Source organism: Pseudomonas sp. DG56-2, assembly GCF_004803755.1.
Taxonomy (GTDB): Bacteria; Pseudomonadota; Gammaproteobacteria; order Pseudomonadales; family Pseudomonadaceae; genus Aquipseudomonas; species Aquipseudomonas auratipiscis.
Genome location: NZ_CP032311.1, coordinates 5,503,282 through 5,519,436, shown reverse-complemented (window position 1 = coordinate 5,519,436; position 16,155 = coordinate 5,503,282). Strand labels below are relative to the sequence as shown.

Here is a 16,155-nt window from a genome sequence, read left to right as displayed (position 1 = left end):
TCGCAATCCTTAGGTCAAGAAATACTGCAGCAGGTCATTGAGAAACAACTGGCCCCGAGGGGTGGCGACCAGTCGCGTCGTTTCGACCTGCAAAAGGCCTTTTTGTTCGGCCTCGCGCCGTGCAGCGGTGAGTTGTTCCAGCGCCAGCCCAGTGCGTTGGCTGAACAGTTCGGCGTCGACCCCCTGGGTCAGGCGCAGGGCGTTCATCAGGAATTCGAAGGGTAGCTCGTCTATCGGCAGCAACTTTTCGCCAGCCTTGAAGGCTTTGGTCGGGTTGAGGTAGTCCTTGGGCAGGCGGGTCTTCCAGGTGCGCAGAATGCGTCCGTCTGGATGGCTGAGTTTGCCGTGGGCGCCGGCGCCGATGCCGATGAAGTCGCCAAAGCTCCAGTAATTGAGGTTGTGGCGCGCGGCGCGGCCGGTCTGGGCATAGGCCGACACTTCGTACTGGTTATAGCCGTGACTGGCCAGCAGGGCTTGGCCGGCTTCCTGGATGTCCCAGAGAATATCGTCTTCTGGCAGCATGGGTGGCTGGTTCCAGAACACCGTGTTGGGCTCCAGAGTCAGCTGGTACCAGGACAGGTGCGTAGGTTGCAGCGCGATAGCCTGGCGCAGGTCATTCAAGGCGTCGTCCAGCGACTGATCAGGCAGGCCGTGCATCAAGTCCAGGTTGAAATTGTCGAAGCCGGCATTGCGCGCCATATCGGCGGCGCGGATGGCTTCGTCGCCGTTGTGGATGCGGCCCAGGGCTTCAAGCTTGGCCTGTTGAAAGCTCTGGATACCAATCGACAGGCGATTGATGCCCAATTGTCGGTAGGCCTTGAACTTTTCCTGCTCGAAGGTTCCTGGGTTGGCCTCCAAGGTGATCTCGATATCGCTGGCAAATGGGATGCGTTGCTCTACCCCCGCCAGCAAACGGCCCAGCGCGCGAGCACTGAACAGGCTCGGGGTGCCGCCGCCGAAGAAGATCGAGCTGATCGACCGCCCATAGACTGCGCCTAGCTCCTGGTCCAGGTCGGCCAGCAAGGCATCGACATAAGCCTCTTCCGGTAGCTCGGGGGTAGCGGCGTGAGAGTTGAAATCGCAGTACGGGCATTTACGCACGCACCAGGGGATGTGAATGTACAGCGCCAGGGGCGGCAGGTGTGTAAGTGCCGCCCGTGGTGTTTGGGTGGTAAAGCCAGCCTCGCCCAGATGCAGTGGCTGTGCCGGCGAATGATCGATCATGCCAGGCCCAGACGTTGACGCAACAGGCTCATGGCACGGGCACGGTGGCTGATCTGGTTCTTGTCGGCGGGGCTCAGTTCGGCGCTGGAACAGTCGCGTTCCGGTACCCAGAACAGCGGGTCATAGCCAAAACCGTGCTCGCCGCTGGCTTCGGTAAGGATGCGCCCGTGCCAGAGTCCTTCGCAGAGGATCGGCAACGGATCGTCGGCATGGCGTACCAGCGCCAGGACACAGACGAACCGGGCGCCGCGTTGCTCTTGCGGTACATCCTTGAGAACGTCGAGGAGCTTGGCGTTGTTGGCTGCATCACCCTTGCCGTCGGCATAGCGTGCCGAGTAGATCCCTGGGGCGCCACCCAGGAAGTCGACGGCCAGGCCGGAGTCGTCGGCCAGCGCCGGCATGCCCGAAATGCGTGCTGCATTGCGTGCCTTGAGGATGGCATTCTCGACGAACGACAGGCCGGTCTCTTCCGGCTCGATGCTGCTGAATTCGCCAATTGAACGCAGTTGCACGGTATCACCGAGCATGGCCTGCAGTTCCTTGAGTTTGCCGGCGTTATGGCTGGCCAATACGATTTGCTGAAAATTCATCATTCGCCTGGGAAAAGCTCTTGGTTGAAACTGATGGTTTCGGTTTTGCCGCCAGTATCAACGTTGATAGTGAATGTACGGGTTTCCTGTTGGTGCACAGGATATTGGGCGATGTAATAGATCGCGCCTTGTTCGTTGATCTGTTTGAACTTCAGCGGGATCGAATTGCTGGTGAGATCCTTGACGCTGCCGCTGACCTGGGTAACCACGGGTTTGCCGGCCTTGATCACCGAAACGTTGATCACGCCCTGGTTTTTGCTACGAACCAGTTCGGCAGCCTTGGCGATGTCCGGTTGCAGGAAGGTCGAGATGAAGGTGCTGTAGTGCACCGTGGTGTCTCCGAAGACTTCCTGGCGTTCGCCCTTGATGGCGTCGGCAGCAACTGCTGTGACACTTAAGCAGGCAGTCAGAAAAAAACTCAACAAGCGACCCATGATCGTTCTCCTCCAGTGTGCGGGTTAAACCGCGACCTTATGTTGGGTAAGGCCGGGGCTGCTGACACGGTAAATGCCGATCTCCCCTAGAAGATTAGGCCATAGCTTGCTTGCCCACCCGTGGCGGTGCAAATGGTCAACGGCCAGGCGGTCGAGAACTTGTGCGCGACGTTCGCTGCACAGCGCCTCGAAATCTTCAAAGGTGCAGAAGTGGATGTTCGGCGTGTTGTACCAGGTATACGGCATGAAGTCCGAGACCGGCATGCGACCTTTGGTCGCCAGGTACCAGCGGCAGCGCCAGTGGCCGAAATTGGGAAAGGTAATGATGCACTGGCGACCCACGCGTAGCATTTCATCGAGGATCCGGTCGGGGTACTCCACGGCCTGCAGGGCCTGGGTCATGACCACGACATCGAAACTGTTGCTGGCAAAATTGCCCAGCCCTTTGTCGAGGTCCTGCTCAATGACGTTCACGCCTTTGGCGACACACTGAGCGATGTTGTCCGGGTCGATTTCCAGGCCATAACCGCTGACCTGCTTGTTGTCGCGCAGTGAAGCCAGCAGTTCACCAGTACCGCAACCGAGGTCGAGTACCCGGCTGCCGGCGGGGATCCAGTCTTGGATGATTTCCAGGTCGGCTCTCATAGGGTCCTCAGCAGACGATGCGGTTCATGTAGTTCGTGAATCCCGTGATGTAGCGCGGGGTCGGGATCAGGAAGGCATCGTGGCCATAGGGCGAGTCGATATCCAGGTAGCAGACGTTCTTGCGTGCAGCGATCAGCGCGTCGACGATCTCCCGCGAACGAGCAGGCGAGAAGCGCCAATCGGTAGTGAAGGACATCACACAGTACTGCGCCGTGACGTTGGCCAGGGCTGCCACCAGGTCGCCGCCGTGGGCAGCGGCGGGGTCGAAGTAGTCCAGCGCCTTGGTCATCAGCAGATAAGTGTTGGCATCGAAGCGGCCAGAGAACTCTTCACCCTGATAGCGCAGGTAGCTTTCGACCTGGAATTCGACACTGTGGAAGTCGTAGTTGAGCTTGTCGCTTTTGAGTTCGCGGCCGAATTTTTCACCCATGGAGTCATCGGACAGGTACGTGATGTGCCCGACCATGCGTGCGAGCATCAAGCCGCGCTTGGGGATTACGCCTTGATCCTGGAACGAGCCACCGTGGAACTCGGGGTCGGTAAGGATGGCCTGGCGGGCGACCTCGTTGAAGGCGATGTTCTGTGCCGACAGCTTCGGTGCCGAAGCGATGTCCAGGCAGTGACGTACGCGATCAGGGTAAGTGATGGTCCACTGCAGGGCTTGCATGCCGCCCAGGCTGCCGCCGATCACGGCTGCCCACTGGGTGATACCCAGGCGGTCGGCCAGGCGAGCCTGACTGTGAACCCAGTCTTGCACCGTCAGCACCGGGAAATCGGCGCCATAAGGCTTGCCAGTGGCCGGATTGATGCTGCTTGGGCCGGTGCTGCCGTTGCAGCCGCCCAGGTTGTTCAGGCTGACCACGAAAAAACGGTTGGTATCGATCGGCTTGCCTGGACCGATGCAACTGTCCCACCAGCCCGGCTTGCGATCGTCCGGGCTATGGTAGCCCGCCGCGTGGTGGTGACCGGACAACGCATGGCAGATCAACACGGCGTTGCTGGCCGAGCTGTTGAGTGTGCCGTAGGTTTCATAGATCAGTTCATAGGCGTTCAGCGAGCGGCCACAGGCCAGGGCCAAGGGCTCGTTGAACTGCGCCAGTTGCGGTGTTACCAGACCGACCGAATCTTCGGGAAAGACAGTGGACATCGACCCTGCTCACGCTTAAATGAGGCGTAAGTCTAAAGACCACTGATGTGTGCGGCAAGGAAGGAAAGCATCACGGGGCACGGCCGTTCCCAGCCTGTGGTACAGGGCTTGCCCCGTGATAGCGTTGAATCAAACCAGCAGGCGCAGAATTTCCGGCATACCGGTCATGGCGGCGAGGTTGTTGATGACCAGCATGTCGATCAGCTTGAGCGCCATGAACGCCAGGATTGGCGAGATGTCCAGGCCACCCAGGTTCGGCAGCAGGCGGCGAAATGGAGCCAGGAACGGATCGCAGATCTGATTGATCAGTTCGGCGCCAGGGTTGTGGCTACCGGGAGCGACCCAGGAAAGAATCACGCTGATGATCAGGGCGAAGAAGAAAATCTTCAAGAACAGGGCCGTAACGCCAATGATCGACCAGATCAGCAGTTGCAGCGGATTGCCGGTGGTGCCATAGGCCAGCAACAGGGTCAGGCCCATGACCAGCATTTGCACAATGATTGCCAGCAACAGCGATGACATGTCCAGGCCGAAGAGGCTCGGGATGATCCGGCGCATTGGTTTGAGCAACGGCTGGGTGGCGCGCACCGCAAATTGGCTCAGTGGGTTGTAGAAGTCAGCCCGAACCAGCTGCAGAATGAAGCGCAGCATGATGATCAGCAGGTAGAGACTACCCAGGGTTTGTACGACGTAAATGGCAGCGTTGTTCAATCCGATCATATTCGGCTCCTTAGTTGCCCAGTTGTTCGGCCATTTCAGCCGAGCGATGCGCGGCAGCGCCCAGCGCTTTTTCCACCAGCGCTTCGAATCCATCGGCCTGGAACGACTTGATTGCCGCCTCAGTGGTGCCGGCAGGGGACGTTACCCGACGACGCAACTCGGCGGCGTCGACATCACTGCTAACGGCCATGTGTGCGGCGCCCAGAGCGGTTTGCAGGGTCAGCTTGGCTGCCGTTTCGCGAGGCAATCCGAGTTTTTCGCCAGCAGCAGTCATAGCTTCGATCAGCAGGAAGAAATACGCAGGACCACTGCCGGAAACTGCGGTGACAGCGTCAAGCTGTTGCTCGGTGTCCAGCCACAGAGCAATGCCCACTGCCGACAACAGTTGTTCGGCTTGCTGGCGTTGCGCCGCCGTCACTTCGTGGGTGGCGTACAGACCACTGACACCCTGGCGTAGCAGCGCCGGCGTGTTGGGCATGCAGCGCACGATTGGCTGTGCGCCGAGCCAGTTGTTCATGCTGGCGCAGGTGATTCCAGCGGCAATGGACACAACCAGTTGTTCGGGCTTGAGGTTGGGCTTGAGCGCTTCACAGACGGCTTTCATGGCCTGCGGCTTGACGGCCAACACCACCACGTCGGCCCCTTCAATGGCCTGGGCGTTATCGGCGAACATTTCGATGCCGTGCTCGGCGTTAACTTTGGCCCGCTGCTCGGCACCCGGGTCACTGGCGCGGATCTGCGAGGCGTCCAGGCCCTGGGCGCGCAGGCCGCCGATCAGGCTGGCGGCCATGTTGCCGGCGCCGATAAAGGCAATACGAGTCTTGCTCATGTCAGGTCCTTTAGGAAATAAGTTGAAAAGGCATAGGTCAGGGCTGGCCGTAATCGCGGGCGCCGAACAATGCGGTGCCGATACGTACCCACGTCGCGCCCTGAGCGATTGCCGCTTCCAGGTCGTGGCTCATACCCATGGAGAGCGTGTCCAGATTCAGCCCGAGACTGTCTTGTAGCTCGCGAACACGTGCAAATGCCGCTTCCTGAGCTGCGCGATCGTCGGTGGGCTCGGGAATCGCCATCAGCCCGCGCAGTTGCAGGTGCGGTAATGCGGCAATGGCGGTGGCCAGTGCAGGTAGTTCTTCTGGCGAGCACCCGGATTTGCTGGCCTCGCCACTGACATTCACTTGCAGACAAATGTTCAGCGGAGCTAGGCCATCTGGGCGTTGCTCGGACAGACGTTGAGCAATTTTCAAGCGGTCCACGGAATGTACCCAGTCAAAATGCTCGGCGATTGCGCGAGTCTTGTTCGACTGAATGGGGCCGATGAAGTGCCAGGTCAAGGGCAGGTCGGTCAATTCGCCTTGTTTGTTCAAGGCTTCCTGCAAGTAGTTCTCGCCGACATCGCGAACCCCGGCGGCAAAGGCTTCACGCACGGCGGCAGCGGGTTTGGTCTTGCTCACCGCCAGCAGGCGGATGTCGGAAGGTGCGCGTCCAGCGGCCTCGGCGGCAGCGCTGATGCGTGCGGCGAGCGTGGAAAGGTTGTCTGCTATGGTGGACATTGATAGATGCCAGCGGCTCTTTGGGTCTGCGGCATTCTACCTGCTTGGCAGCCTTTGGGGAGTCTCATGGATGTGACTGAACTGTTGGCCGTAGCGACAAGGGCTGGAGCCTCGGATATTCACCTGTCGGCAGCAGAGGTACCGGCCCTTCGTGTGGATGGGCGAGTCCGTCGACTGCAACTGCCGGTATTGAGCGCTGAACAAATGCTCGAGATGCTGGCGCAGTTGATGACCAGCGCGCAGAAAAAGGATTTCGAAACACTTCTGGATATCGATTTCTCGGTCGCTGTACCCGGCCTGGCGCGTTTTCGCGTCAATGCCTTTACGCAGAGCAGAGGGCCCGCAGCAGTACTTAGGGTGATTCCGAGTGTGGTGAGCAGTCTCGCTGACCTGGGCTTGGGCAGTGTCTTTCAGCAGATTGCCGAACTGCCTGCAGGATTGGTGCTGGTCACCGGCCCTACTGGGTCGGGGAAGTCGACCACCTTGGCCGCCTTGGTGGATCACCTCAATTGTCAGCGGCAACTGCACATCATTACCCTTGAAGACCCTATCGAATTTGTTCACAGCCCTCGATGCAGCCTGATCAGCCAGCGTGAGATTGGCAGGCACAGCCTTGGCTTTGAACAAGCCTTTCGTGCCGCCCTGCGCCAGGATCCGGATGTGGTAATGCTCGGTGAGCTACGTGATGCGCAGACCATACGCCTGGCCCTGAGCGCTGCAGAAACCGGGCATCTGGTCCTGGCTACGGTGCATGCAGGCTCTGCGGCGAGAACCATTGATCGACTGGTAGACGTCTTTGCGGCGGATGAAAAGCAATTGGTGCGGGTGATGTTGGCGCAAGCGCTGCAGGCTGTGGTGTCACAGGTGCTGGTGGAAAAGGTGGGGGGCGGACGGGTAGCCACCCATGAGGTGTTGCTGGCTACCCCCGCAGTGCGCAACCTGGTGCGCGAGGGCAAGGTGGCGCAGTTGTATTCAACGATGCAAATGGGCGGGGCGTTGGGTATGCAGACCCTGGACAGTAGCCTCGAAGGTCTGCTTGCGCGTGGCTTGATCAGTGTTCAGAGCGCCCGCGCGGGGGCGCACCAATGGTTCTAGCGCTTGGCCAGGGCCAACTGCTGACTTTTCGGCAGAACACGCTTGGCAACTACATAACGGCTGCGCCAGTAAGGCTTGTTAAGTGTGTCGATGCTCACCCGCTTGCCTGTGCGTGGGGCATGGATGAAGCGGTCGTTGCCCAGGTAAATGGCAACATGATTGACCCGCCGGCTCTTGATATTGAAGAAAATCAGGTCGCCTGGCTTGAGGTCATTGCGATCGACTTTCACGCCGTGGCCCTGAGCCATGGCGTTGGAGGTGCGGGGCAGGTCGACTTCATCGATCTCGTGGAAGGCGTACTTGACCAGGCCGCTGCAATCGAAGCCTTTACTTGGGCTGCTGCCGCCCCAACGATAAGGAGTGCCCAGTACATTGACGGCGCGGCTGAGCACATCGCTGCTCTGTTGCGGCGACATTGATGCGACCGGCAGGCTTGGCTTGCTGGAGCGGGTGCTGTGGTGCACCTTGCTGCTGACGTTCTTGGTGGAACGCTCGGCGGCGGAATTTGAGGAGTACCCGGAAAAGCCGTTGGGTAAACGTTGCTCACGGTTGGTGGCGTGGGCTGCCAGTGGCAATAATAGGCAAAGGGTCAGCCATGTCTTGAAAAAAGGACGCATGGGCAGGGCTCTTGTTGGTTAGCGCGCAACTTTATAACAGCTTTTTGATCAATTTCTGATCCGTTGGTCGATTGGCGCAGTGCCATACGTCGCCCTGAAACGAAAAAGTCACATTTTTTCTTAGAAAATTTATCGATAACTCACTGAGGCTAGAAATGAACAGTTATCAGCAGGACGGGCAGTTGCACGACACTCACAGCAAGGTTATCGGTTACCTGTTGTGGATTTTCGGATTCACCGGTGCCCACCGTTTTTATTACGGCAAGCCGGTTACCGGTACTATTTGGTTCTTTACCCTGGGCTTGCTGGGCATTGGCTGGTTGATCGACCTGTTCCTGATCCCGGCGATGGATCGCGAGGCGGATCTGCGCTTTCACGCCGGTCCTCTGGACTACAGCCTGAGCTGGATTCTGCTGACTTTCCTGGGTGTATTCGGCGTGCACCGCATGTATCAGGGCAAGTGGATCACCGGCATCATCTACCTGTTCACCGGTGGGCTTTTCCTGGTGGGGGTCTTGTATGATTTCTGGACGTTGAACACCCAGGTATCGCTGGCCAACGCTCAGCGGCGTTGAAAGTAGCGGCCTTGTCGGTGTCGACAAGGCCGCTGGCGGGACTCACTGGCGGGTCTGGCGTTGCTGCAAGAGCAAGTTGCTGAAGCCGCTGCCGGCCAGTTGCTTCTGGGCTACGGTCAGTTGTTCGCGGTTGCTGAACGGTCCGACCAGCACTCGGTACCACGTTTCTTCCTTGACGGTACCGGACTCCACCTTGACCGCCTGGCCGAGCAGAATGATCTGCGCCCGAACCTTGTCGGCATCCGCCTGTTTGCGGAACGACCCGGCTTGAAGAAAGAACTGGGTCGTTGCTGCAGGCTTGATCACTGGTGGCGCGGGCGGTGGCGTTTGTCCCATCAGCGCCGCCTGTGCGCGCGCCGTATCGATCTTCGCCGCTTCCGCCGGGGTTACCGGAGGTTGCGCAGGCACCGGCGGGGTTTTCTCCGGAACCGCTTCAGGCGGCACGATCACTTCCGACTCGGGCAGCAAGGTGTAGAAGTCGTACTTGGGCTTTACCGGTTGTTGTGGGCTCGGCGCTGTCTTGTTGGCTTCGGCGGCTCTTTCGGCTTTTTGCTGTTCAGGCTTGGTCCGCTTCACCTCTTCGTTGCCTGGCTCAAGCTTCATCAGAAAAACGATGAAGGCGCCAACCGTCAGGCCAATTGCCAGCCACAACCAGCCCGGAATCGGCTGTTTGGCAGGTGCCTGGTTGCGGCTGGCGCCGCGCTTTGGTGCAGGTTTTTTCTTGGCAGCCAACTTACATACGCTCCAGGGTTTCCAGGCCGAGCAGCTCCAGACCTTGCTTGAGGGTGCGGCCAGTCAGGGCAGCCAGGCGCAGGCGGCTCTGCTGTTGTTCAGGTGTCTCGGCAGCGAGGATCGGGCAGTTCTCGTAGAAGCTGGAGAACAGGCCGGCCACGTCGTACAGATAGGCACAGAGTACGTGTGGGGTGCCTTTTTCGGCGACGTTGTTCAGGATTTCGCCGAACTGAGCCAGGCGCGCGGCAAGGTCTTGTTCCTGGGCTGCCTGCAGGACGATCTGCCCGTCTGCCTCATCGAAGCTTTTATTCAGCTTGCGGAATACGCCGGCGACGCGCGTGTAGGCATACAGCAGGTATGGCGCAGTGTTGCCCTCGAAATTGAGCATCAACTCGAAGTTGAAGCTGTAGTCGCTGGTGCGGTGCTTGGACAGGTCGGCGTACTTCACCGCGTCAATGCCCACCACTTGACCGATAGCGCGCAGTTCAGCCTCGGGCAGCTCGGGGTTCTTCTCCTTGACCAGGGCGTAGGCACGCTCTTTGGCTTCGGTGAGCAGATCGATAAGTTTTACCGTGCCGCCGTCGCGGGTCTTGAACGGACGACCATCAGCGCCGTTCATGGTGCCGAAGCCCATGTGCTCCATTTGCATCGGGTGGCCGACGAAGCCGGCCAGGCGAGCTACTTCAAACACCTGGTTGAAGTGTAGGGCCTGGCGCTGGTCGACAAAGTACAGGGCGCGGTCGGCCTTGAGTACGTTGCTGCGATAGCGCACGGCAGCCAGGTCGGTGGTGGCATACAGGTAGCCGCCATCGGCTTTCTGTACGATCACTGGCAGTGGTTCGCCCTCGGCGGTCTTGAACTCCTCAAGGAACACGCACTGGGCACCCTTGCTCTCGACCAGCAGGCCTTTGGCCTTGAGGTCGTTGACGACATTGGCCAGGTCGTCGTTATAGGCGCTTTCGCCCATGACGTCGGCCATGGTCAGCTTGACGTTGAGCAGTTCGTAGGTTTTCTGGCAGTGCGACAGCGAGATGTCCTTGAAGCGGGTCCACAGCTTCAGGCACTCCTCGTCACCCGCTTGCAGTTTGACCACCAGGCCACGGGCACGGTCGGCGAACTCTTCGGATTCGTCGAAACGTTTTTTCGCTGCGCGGTAGAAGTTTTCCAGGTCCGACAGCTCGTCGCTGGTGATCGGGTTTTCCTGAAGGTAGGCCATCAACATGCCGAACTGGGTGCCCCAGTCGCCCACGTGGTTCTGACGAATCACTGTGTCGCCCAGAAATTCCAGTACGCGCGACACGGCGTCGCCGATGATGGTCGAACGCAAGTGGCCGACGTGCATCTCTTTGGCGAGGTTCGGTGCCGACAGGTCAACCACAACCTTCTGTTGAGGGCCGGCTTTGCGCACGCCGAGTTTGCTGTCGGCGAGTGCGGCATCAAGGCGGGCAGCCAGGGCCTGGGTGTTCTGGAAGAAGTTCAGAAAGCCAGGGCCGGCAATCTCGACCTTGCTGATCTGCTCGTCGGCAGGCAGTGCGGCAATGAGTTTTTCTGCCAAGTCACGTGGCTTCATGCCGGCAGGCTTGGCCAGCATCATCGCGATGTTGCTGGCGAAGTCACCGTGCGTTTTGTCCCTGGCGTTTTCCACCTGGATCGCCGGCGTCAGCCCTTCAGGCAACACACCGTCGGTGACGAGTTGGGTGAGGGCTTGCTGGATTAGCTGGCGAATGGTGTCTTTCATGGGCTTCTCTTTCGACCGCAAGCGCGGCGGCGCTTCGATGCGCAGGTGGAAAAACTGGACATTATCCGTTGCCGGAGCGTGGTTGCCAACCTTTGAGGGTGTATCGTGCGGCTAGCCCGCTCCCACTGCGACCCTGGTCAGTACAGATCTACAGGGTCAACATCCAAAGACCAGCGCACTTGGCGCCCGGACGGCATCTGTTCCAACAGTAGCAACCAGGCGCTGATCAGTCGATGCAAAGGCGCACGTGCATTGGCCTGGAGCAATAGTTGTGCTCGAAAACGGCCCGCGCGTCGTTCCATCGGCGCAGGTACCGGGCCAAGCAGCTCGATACCTTGAAGGTTGTGTTCGATCAGCAGCTGTTCTGCAGCGCTGCATGCTTCGTCGAGAAACCCTTCGGCCTGCCCTGGCTTGTGCGCTTCAGCTCGCAGCAGCGCCAGGTGGGCAAACGGTGGCAGGCCAGCAGCACGCCGCTCGCTCAAGGCTTGTTCGGCAAAGGCGAAATAACCTTGTTCGGTCAGTTGTACTAATAGCGGGTGGTCAGCCAGGTGTGTCTGAATGATGACCTTGCCGGGCTCCTCAGCGCGTCCTGCACGCCCTGCGACCTGGACGATCAGTTGGGCCATACGCTCGCTGGCGCGAAAGTCTCCGGAGAACAACCCGCCGTCTGCGTCGAGAATTGCCACCAGGGTTACGCGCGGGAAGTGGTGCCCTTTGGCGAGCATCTGGGTGCCGACCAGGATACACGGCTGGCCGCGCTGGATCGTGGCGAACAGCTGGTTCATGGCGTCCTTGCGCGAGGTGCTGTCGCGGTCCACGCGCAAAACCGGGAAGTCAGGGAACAGAATGCTCAGGCGCTCTTCCGCTCGCTCGGTGCCCGCACCAACGGGGCGCAGGTCAACCTTGTTGCACTGAGGGCACTGGCGCGGCACTCGCTCATCGTAGCCACAGTGATGGCAGCGCAATTCATTGGAGCGCTGGTGAACGGTCATGCGCGCATCGCAGCGCGGGCACTCGGACATCCAGCCGCAATCGTGGCAGAGCAAAGTGGGCGCGAAACCGCGGCGATTGAGGAACACCAACACCTGTTGGCCGGCGGCCAGGGTCTGGCCGATAGCCTGCTGCATCGGACCGCTGATACCGCTGTCCAGCGGCCGGCTCTTGACGTCCAGGCGCAGGAAGCGCGGATGCTGGGCGCCGCCGGCGCGCTGATTGAGGCGCAGCAGGCCGTAGCGCCCGCTGTGCGCGTTGTGCAGGCTTTCCAGGGACGGTGTCGCCGAGCCGAGCAGGATCGGGATGTTCTCCTGCCGCGCGCGCACCAGGGCGAGGTCGCGGGCGTGGTAGCGCAGACCTTCTTGCTGTTTATAGGAGCCGTCGTGCTCCTCGTCGATGATGATCAGGCCGGGATGTTTCATCGGAGTGAACAGGGCCGAACGAGTCCCGATGATGATATCGGCCTCGCCGTCGCGGGCCGCAAGCCAGGCATCCAGGCGTTCGCGGTCATTGACGGCGGAGTGCAGGAGGGCGATGCGGGCGTTGAACCGCTGCTCGAAGCGCGCCAGGGTCTGTGGCCCGAGGTTGATTTCCGGAATCAGAATCAGCGCTTGTTTGCCGGCTTCCAGGGTTTCGCGTATCAGTTGCAGGTACACCTCGGTCTTACCGCTGCCGGTAACCCCGGCGAGCAGGAAGGCATGAAAACTGTCGAATCCCGAGCGTACGGCGTTGAAGGCGGCGCGCTGTTCGTCGTTCAGTGGCAGCTCAGGCTGGGCCAGCCAGTGCTCATGACGCTCCTGTGGCAAGTGGCGGCGTACTTCAACCTGTACCAGCTCTTTGGCTAGCAGCAGGTCGAGGCTGTCTTTGCTCAACATCAGTTTGCTCAACAGCGTGTGTGCGACACCGTGAGGGTGCTGTGCCAGCGTCGCCAGGGCTTCGCGCTGGCGAGGGGCGCGGGCGATACGAGGGTCATCCTGGCGTGCCCCTGGGGCCACCTGCCAGAAGCGTTCCTGGCGTGCTTCGGCGGGTTCGCCCTGGCGCAGTAGCACGGGCAAGGCCCAGCTCAGGGTGTCGCCAAGGCTGTGTTGATAGTACTGGGCTGTCCACAGGCACAGTTTGAACAGCGCCGGGGGCAGGGGCGAAACCGGGTCGAGCAGGGCGATTGCCGGTTTCAGCTTGTCGGCCGGTACTTCGCTCTTGTCGGTGACTTCGACCAGGATGCCGATCATTTCCCGGCGCCCGAAGGGCACGCGAATACGCATGCCAGGGGTTAGCGTGTGGCGCGCCATGCTTGCCGTGGCCCTGTAGTCGAACAGTCGCCGCAGCGGCGAGGGTAGGGCGAGGCGCAGAATGACGTCGGACACGCAGTGAGTTCTCTGAAGGGGTTCCAAGACCTGGCGAGCCTAGCAGACGACAGCCGGTGCAAGCGACAACTTGCGTTGACAGCATGCTCTGGTATTATTCGCCGCCTAATTACGTGCGGTATTCAACAATGGTGTTGGGTGGCGGCACGCAGTCGAGGAAGTGACCATGAAGCCAGAAATTCACCCGAATTACGAAGTAGTCGCAGTCACCTGCAGCTGCGGTAACAAGTTCGAAACTCGTTCGACCCTGTGCGCTCCACTGGGTACCGACGTATGCAACGAGTGCCACCCGTTCTACACCGGTAAGCAGAAGACTCTGGACACCGGCGGTCGCGTCAAGCGCTTCGAAGATCGCTTCGCTGCGTTCGGCAAGAAGTAAGATTGCGCGTAGCTGGCCCGCTGGGCTTGGCATCGCTGCTGAAAAAGGCGTCCCTTGTGGGCGCCTTTTTTGTGGGCGCAACTTGGCAACTGACGGCGCTGGCCTTCTGTCCGATGCCCGTCGATCCGCAGTGGGTCAGCGTGCGCCAGGTGGTCGACGGCGATACCTTGCGTCTGAAAGATGGTCGAAGCGTGCGCCTGATTGGTATCAATGCGCCGGAGATCGGTCGTAAGGGGCGAGCCAGTGAGGCCTTTGCCGAGGCCGCACGCCAACGCCTGCGGGCGCTGGTAGAGGCCAGTGGCGACCGGGTGAGCCTGGTTCCCGGCGCTGAGGCGCGCGACAAATACGGTCGCACGCTGGCGCACGTCTATGGCCACTCTGGCGACAATTTCGAGGCACAACTGCTCAGTGAAGGCCTTGGCTATCGCGTGGCGGTCGCGCCCAACGTCTCGTTGAGCGAGTGTCAGCAGCAGGCCGAGCAGGCTGCTCGTCGGGCTGGAAAAGGCCTGTGGCGCCAGTCCCCGGTGACCCCGTCGAGCCAGATCCGAAAGTCGGGCTTTGCGTTGATCAGCGGCAAGGTACGCAGTATCGAGCGCAATCGCGGCGGTATCTGGATCGAAATTGACGATTCATTGGTTCTGCAGGTGTCCTCGCGGTTGCAGCGTAACTTCCCGCCGTCCTTCCTGACTGATCTAAAAGGGCGATCCGTCGAAGTTCGCGGTTGGGTGCTGGATCGTTCCCGCAAAGGTGGCTTGAAACCCGGGCAGCGGCGCTGGATGTTGCCATTGACCGATCCAACGATGCTGGAAAGGGTCGAAAGATAAAAAATTGTCTACATTTTTTATTTCGATTGTACACATCGAAACCCTTGCGGGCCGCGGCTCTTGGCGGAAAGTCGTAGGTTAAAGGCCTTGACACAAGTGACCGACCAGTCTTGTCGGGCCTTGGCTCTTTGCGTATCCTCGGCGGTCCGTCAGAACAGTAAATAGCGGAATGCCCACCATGTCAGACCTGAAAACTGCCGCTCTCGAATATCATGCTCAGCCTCGTCCGGGGAAACTGAGCGTAGAGCTCACCAAACCTACCGCGACTGCTCGCGACCTGGCGCTGGCCTACAGCCCTGGCGTGGCCGAGCCGGTGCGCGAAATTGGTCGCGACCCGGAGCTGGCCTACAAGTACACCGGCAAGGGTAACCTGGTAGCAGTCATTTCCGACGGTACCGCCATTCTTGGCCTGGGCAACCTCGGCCCGCTGGCGTCCAAGCCTGTCATGGAAGGCAAGGGTGTTCTGTTCAAGCGTTTCGCTGGCATCGACGTATTCGACATCGAAGTCGACTCCGAAAGCCCGCAAGCCTTCATCGACACCGTAAAACGCATCTCCATCACCTTCGGTGGCATCAACCTGGAAGATATCAAGGCACCTGAGTGCTTCGAAATCGAGCGCGCCCTGATCGAACAGTGCGACATTCCGGTGTTCCACGATGACCAGCACGGCACCGCTATCGTGACCGCGGCGGGTATGATCAACGCCCTGGAAATCGCTGGCAAAACTCTGGCTGAAGCCAAGATCGTCTGCCTGGGCGCCGGTGCTGCTGCCATCTCTTGCATGAAGCTGCTGGTCAGCATGGGTGCGCAGATCGAGAACATCTTCATGGTTGACCGTACTGGCGTGATCCACGCTGGCCGTGACGACCTGAACCAGTACAAAGCGGTCTTCGCTCACGCTACCGACAAGCGTACCCTGGCTGATGCCCTGGACGGCGCTGATGTGTTCGTTGGCCTGTCCGGTCCGAACCTGCTGAGCGCTGAAGGCCTGAAGTCGATGGCGCCAAACCCAATCGTCTTCGCTTGCTCCAACCCTGATCCGGAAATTTCGCCGGAGTTGGCTCACGCTACCCGTAGCGACGTGATCATGGCCACGGGTCGTTCCGACTACCCGAACCAGGTCAACAACGTACTGGGCTTCCCGTTCATCTTCCGTGGCGCCTTGGATGTTCGCGCCAAGCGCATCAACGAAGAAATGAAAATCGCTGCGGCCAACGCCCTGAAAGACCTGGCCAAGCTGCCGGTTCCAAAGGAAGTTTGTGCAGCCTACGGCGTTGATGCCCTGGAATTCGGTCGTGAGTACATCATTCCGAAGCCAATGGATGCACGTTTGATCACCGTCGTTTCCGATGCCGTAGCCAAGGCAGCGCTGGAGACTGGTGTGGCGACCCTGCCATATCCGGCCAACTACCCGCTGAAAAGCGTGGATGACGTGTTCAACGGCTAAGCTGTTGTAGCGTTGTAGCAAAAAGCCCCGGCTCGCAAGAGTCGGGGCTTTTTGTTGGGCTGCTGTCTGTGCGTCTCA

Annotated in this window: 17 protein-coding genes; 5 read left to right on the top strand and 12 right to left on the bottom strand. The window is 59.9% G+C overall.

Features of this window, described 5'->3' with window-relative positions; genetic code table 11:
• Window positions 1-9 precede the first annotated feature (9 nt).
• The 8 genes from hemW to D3Z90_RS25240 form a co-directional block, all read right to left on the bottom strand.
• On the bottom strand, window positions 10-1,224 hold the full coding sequence (gene hemW / locus D3Z90_RS25275; RefSeq protein WP_136478601.1) for a radical SAM family heme chaperone HemW: 1,215 nt from the start codon (window positions 1,222-1,224) through the stop codon (window positions 10-12).
• Window positions 1,221-1,817 (bottom strand): RdgB/HAM1 family non-canonical purine NTP pyrophosphatase, encoded by a 597-nt coding sequence (rdgB, locus tag D3Z90_RS25270; RefSeq protein WP_136478600.1) that lies wholly within the window; start codon window positions 1,815-1,817, stop codon window positions 1,221-1,223. The genes hemW and rdgB overlap by 4 nt, the downstream gene beginning before the upstream one ends.
• Window positions 1,814-2,248: a DUF4426 domain-containing protein gene (locus D3Z90_RS25265; protein ID WP_136478599.1), complete on the bottom strand. Its 435-nt coding sequence runs from the start codon at window positions 2,246-2,248 to the stop codon at window positions 1,814-1,816. The genes rdgB and D3Z90_RS25265 overlap by 4 nt, the downstream gene beginning before the upstream one ends.
• Before the next feature lie 24 nt (window positions 2,249-2,272).
• Complete coding sequence (gene metW, locus D3Z90_RS25260) at window positions 2,273-2,893, bottom strand: methionine biosynthesis protein MetW (protein ID WP_136478598.1); 621 nt, start codon at window positions 2,891-2,893, stop codon at window positions 2,273-2,275.
• 7 nt (window positions 2,894-2,900) lie between these two features.
• The gene (locus tag D3Z90_RS25255; protein WP_136478597.1) at window positions 2,901-4,040 is read right to left on the bottom strand and encodes a homoserine O-acetyltransferase; all 1,140 of its coding nucleotides are present in this window, start codon (window positions 4,038-4,040) and stop codon (window positions 2,901-2,903) included.
• Window positions 4,041-4,169: 129 nt separating this feature from the next.
• Window positions 4,170-4,760 carry a YggT family protein gene (locus tag D3Z90_RS25250; RefSeq protein WP_136478596.1) on the bottom strand — a complete coding sequence of 197 codons (591 nt, stop codon included), beginning with the start codon at window positions 4,758-4,760 and terminating at the stop codon, window positions 4,170-4,172.
• A gap of 10 nt (window positions 4,761-4,770) precedes the next feature.
• Complete coding sequence (gene proC, locus D3Z90_RS25245) at window positions 4,771-5,589, bottom strand: pyrroline-5-carboxylate reductase (protein ID WP_136478595.1); 819 nt, start codon at window positions 5,587-5,589, stop codon at window positions 4,771-4,773.
• A 37-nt stretch (window positions 5,590-5,626) separates the two neighbouring features.
• The gene (locus D3Z90_RS25240) at window positions 5,627-6,313 is read right to left on the bottom strand and encodes a YggS family pyridoxal phosphate-dependent enzyme (protein ID WP_136478594.1); all 687 of its coding nucleotides are present in this window, start codon (window positions 6,311-6,313) and stop codon (window positions 5,627-5,629) included.
• A gap of 66 nt (window positions 6,314-6,379) precedes the next feature.
• Between D3Z90_RS25240 and D3Z90_RS25235 the strand changes: the two genes are divergently transcribed.
• Entirely contained in the window at window positions 6,380-7,408 is a 1,029-nt protein-coding gene (locus tag D3Z90_RS25235; protein WP_136478593.1) for a type IV pilus twitching motility protein PilT, read from the top strand.
• Here the strand turns inward: D3Z90_RS25235 and D3Z90_RS25230 are convergent.
• The gene (locus D3Z90_RS25230) at window positions 7,405-8,025 is read right to left on the bottom strand and encodes a C40 family peptidase (RefSeq protein WP_136478592.1); all 621 of its coding nucleotides are present in this window, start codon (window positions 8,023-8,025) and stop codon (window positions 7,405-7,407) included. The two genes, D3Z90_RS25235 and D3Z90_RS25230, sit on opposite strands and share 4 nt — an antisense overlap.
• 155 nt (window positions 8,026-8,180) lie before the next feature.
• On the opposite strand from D3Z90_RS25230, the gene D3Z90_RS25225 reads away from it, so the two are divergent.
• Complete coding sequence (locus D3Z90_RS25225) at window positions 8,181-8,600, top strand: TM2 domain-containing protein (RefSeq protein WP_136478591.1); 420 nt, start codon at window positions 8,181-8,183, stop codon at window positions 8,598-8,600.
• 42 nt (window positions 8,601-8,642) lie between these two features.
• Here the strand turns inward: D3Z90_RS25225 and D3Z90_RS25220 are convergent, their stop codons facing one another.
• The 3 genes from D3Z90_RS25220 to D3Z90_RS25210 form a co-directional block, all read right to left on the bottom strand.
• Complete coding sequence (locus tag D3Z90_RS25220) at window positions 8,643-9,332, bottom strand: SPOR domain-containing protein (RefSeq protein WP_136478590.1); 690 nt, start codon at window positions 9,330-9,332, stop codon at window positions 8,643-8,645.
• Window position 9,333: 1 nt separating this feature from the next.
• Window positions 9,334-11,070 carry an arginine--tRNA ligase gene (gene argS, locus D3Z90_RS25215; RefSeq protein WP_136478589.1) on the bottom strand — a complete coding sequence of 579 codons (1,737 nt, stop codon included), beginning with the start codon at window positions 11,068-11,070 and terminating at the stop codon, window positions 9,334-9,336.
• 137 nt (window positions 11,071-11,207) lie between these two features.
• Window positions 11,208-13,427 (bottom strand): primosomal protein N', encoded by a 2,220-nt coding sequence (locus D3Z90_RS25210; protein WP_136478588.1) that lies wholly within the window; start codon window positions 13,425-13,427, stop codon window positions 11,208-11,210.
• A 166-nt stretch (window positions 13,428-13,593) separates the two neighbouring features.
• Here D3Z90_RS25210 and rpmE point away from each other — a divergent pair, with 166 nt between their 5' ends.
• The 3 genes from rpmE (at window position 13,594) to D3Z90_RS25195 (ending at window position 16,077) form a co-directional block, all read left to right on the top strand.
• A complete protein-coding gene (gene rpmE, locus D3Z90_RS25205; RefSeq protein ID WP_107024884.1) occupies window positions 13,594-13,806 on the top strand; it encodes a 50S ribosomal protein L31 in 213 nt (70 codons plus the stop codon).
• Window positions 13,807-13,808: 2 nt separating this feature from the next.
• Window positions 13,809-14,630: a thermonuclease family protein gene (locus D3Z90_RS25200; RefSeq protein ID WP_136478587.1), complete on the top strand. Its 822-nt coding sequence runs from the start codon at window positions 13,809-13,811 to the stop codon at window positions 14,628-14,630.
• A gap of 178 nt (window positions 14,631-14,808) precedes the next feature.
• On the top strand, window positions 14,809-16,077 hold the full coding sequence (locus D3Z90_RS25195) for a malic enzyme-like NAD(P)-binding protein (protein WP_136478586.1): 1,269 nt from the start codon (window positions 14,809-14,811) through the stop codon (window positions 16,075-16,077).
• Window positions 16,078-16,155: the final 78 nt, after the last annotated feature.

What these genes read in the sequence shown, in the direction of transcription:
- hemW (WP_136478601.1), bottom strand. Translation starts at nt 1,224, where the DNA reads ATGATCGATCATTCGCCGGCACAGCCACTGCATCTGGGCGAGGCTGGC.
- rdgB (WP_136478600.1), bottom strand. Translation starts at nt 1,817, where the DNA reads ATGATGAATTTTCAGCAAATCGTATTGGCCAGCCATAACGCCGGCAAA.
- D3Z90_RS25265 (WP_136478599.1), bottom strand. Translation starts at nt 2,248, where the DNA reads ATGGGTCGCTTGTTGAGTTTTTTTCTGACTGCCTGCTTAAGTGTCACA.
- metW (WP_136478598.1), bottom strand. Translation starts at nt 2,893, where the DNA reads ATGAGAGCCGACCTGGAAATCATCCAAGACTGGATCCCCGCCGGCAGC.
- D3Z90_RS25255 (WP_136478597.1), bottom strand. Translation starts at nt 4,040, where the DNA reads ATGTCCACTGTCTTTCCCGAAGATTCGGTCGGTCTGGTAACACCGCAA.
- D3Z90_RS25250 (WP_136478596.1), bottom strand. Translation starts at nt 4,760, where the DNA reads ATGATCGGATTGAACAACGCTGCCATTTACGTCGTACAAACCCTGGGT.
- proC (WP_136478595.1), bottom strand. Translation starts at nt 5,589, where the DNA reads ATGAGCAAGACTCGTATTGCCTTTATCGGCGCCGGCAACATGGCCGCC.
- D3Z90_RS25240 (WP_136478594.1), bottom strand. Translation starts at nt 6,313, where the DNA reads ATGTCCACCATAGCAGACAACCTTTCCACGCTCGCCGCACGCATCAGC.
- D3Z90_RS25235 (WP_136478593.1), top strand. Translation starts at nt 6,380, where the DNA reads ATGGATGTGACTGAACTGTTGGCCGTAGCGACAAGGGCTGGAGCCTCG.
- D3Z90_RS25230 (WP_136478592.1), bottom strand. Translation starts at nt 8,025, where the DNA reads ATGCGTCCTTTTTTCAAGACATGGCTGACCCTTTGCCTATTATTGCCA.
- D3Z90_RS25225 (WP_136478591.1), top strand. Translation starts at nt 8,181, where the DNA reads ATGAACAGTTATCAGCAGGACGGGCAGTTGCACGACACTCACAGCAAG.
- argS (WP_136478589.1), bottom strand. Translation starts at nt 11,070, where the DNA reads ATGAAAGACACCATTCGCCAGCTAATCCAGCAAGCCCTCACCCAACTC.
- rpmE (WP_107024884.1), top strand. Translation starts at nt 13,594, where the DNA reads ATGAAGCCAGAAATTCACCCGAATTACGAAGTAGTCGCAGTCACCTGC.
- D3Z90_RS25195 (WP_136478586.1), top strand. Translation starts at nt 14,809, where the DNA reads ATGTCAGACCTGAAAACTGCCGCTCTCGAATATCATGCTCAGCCTCGT.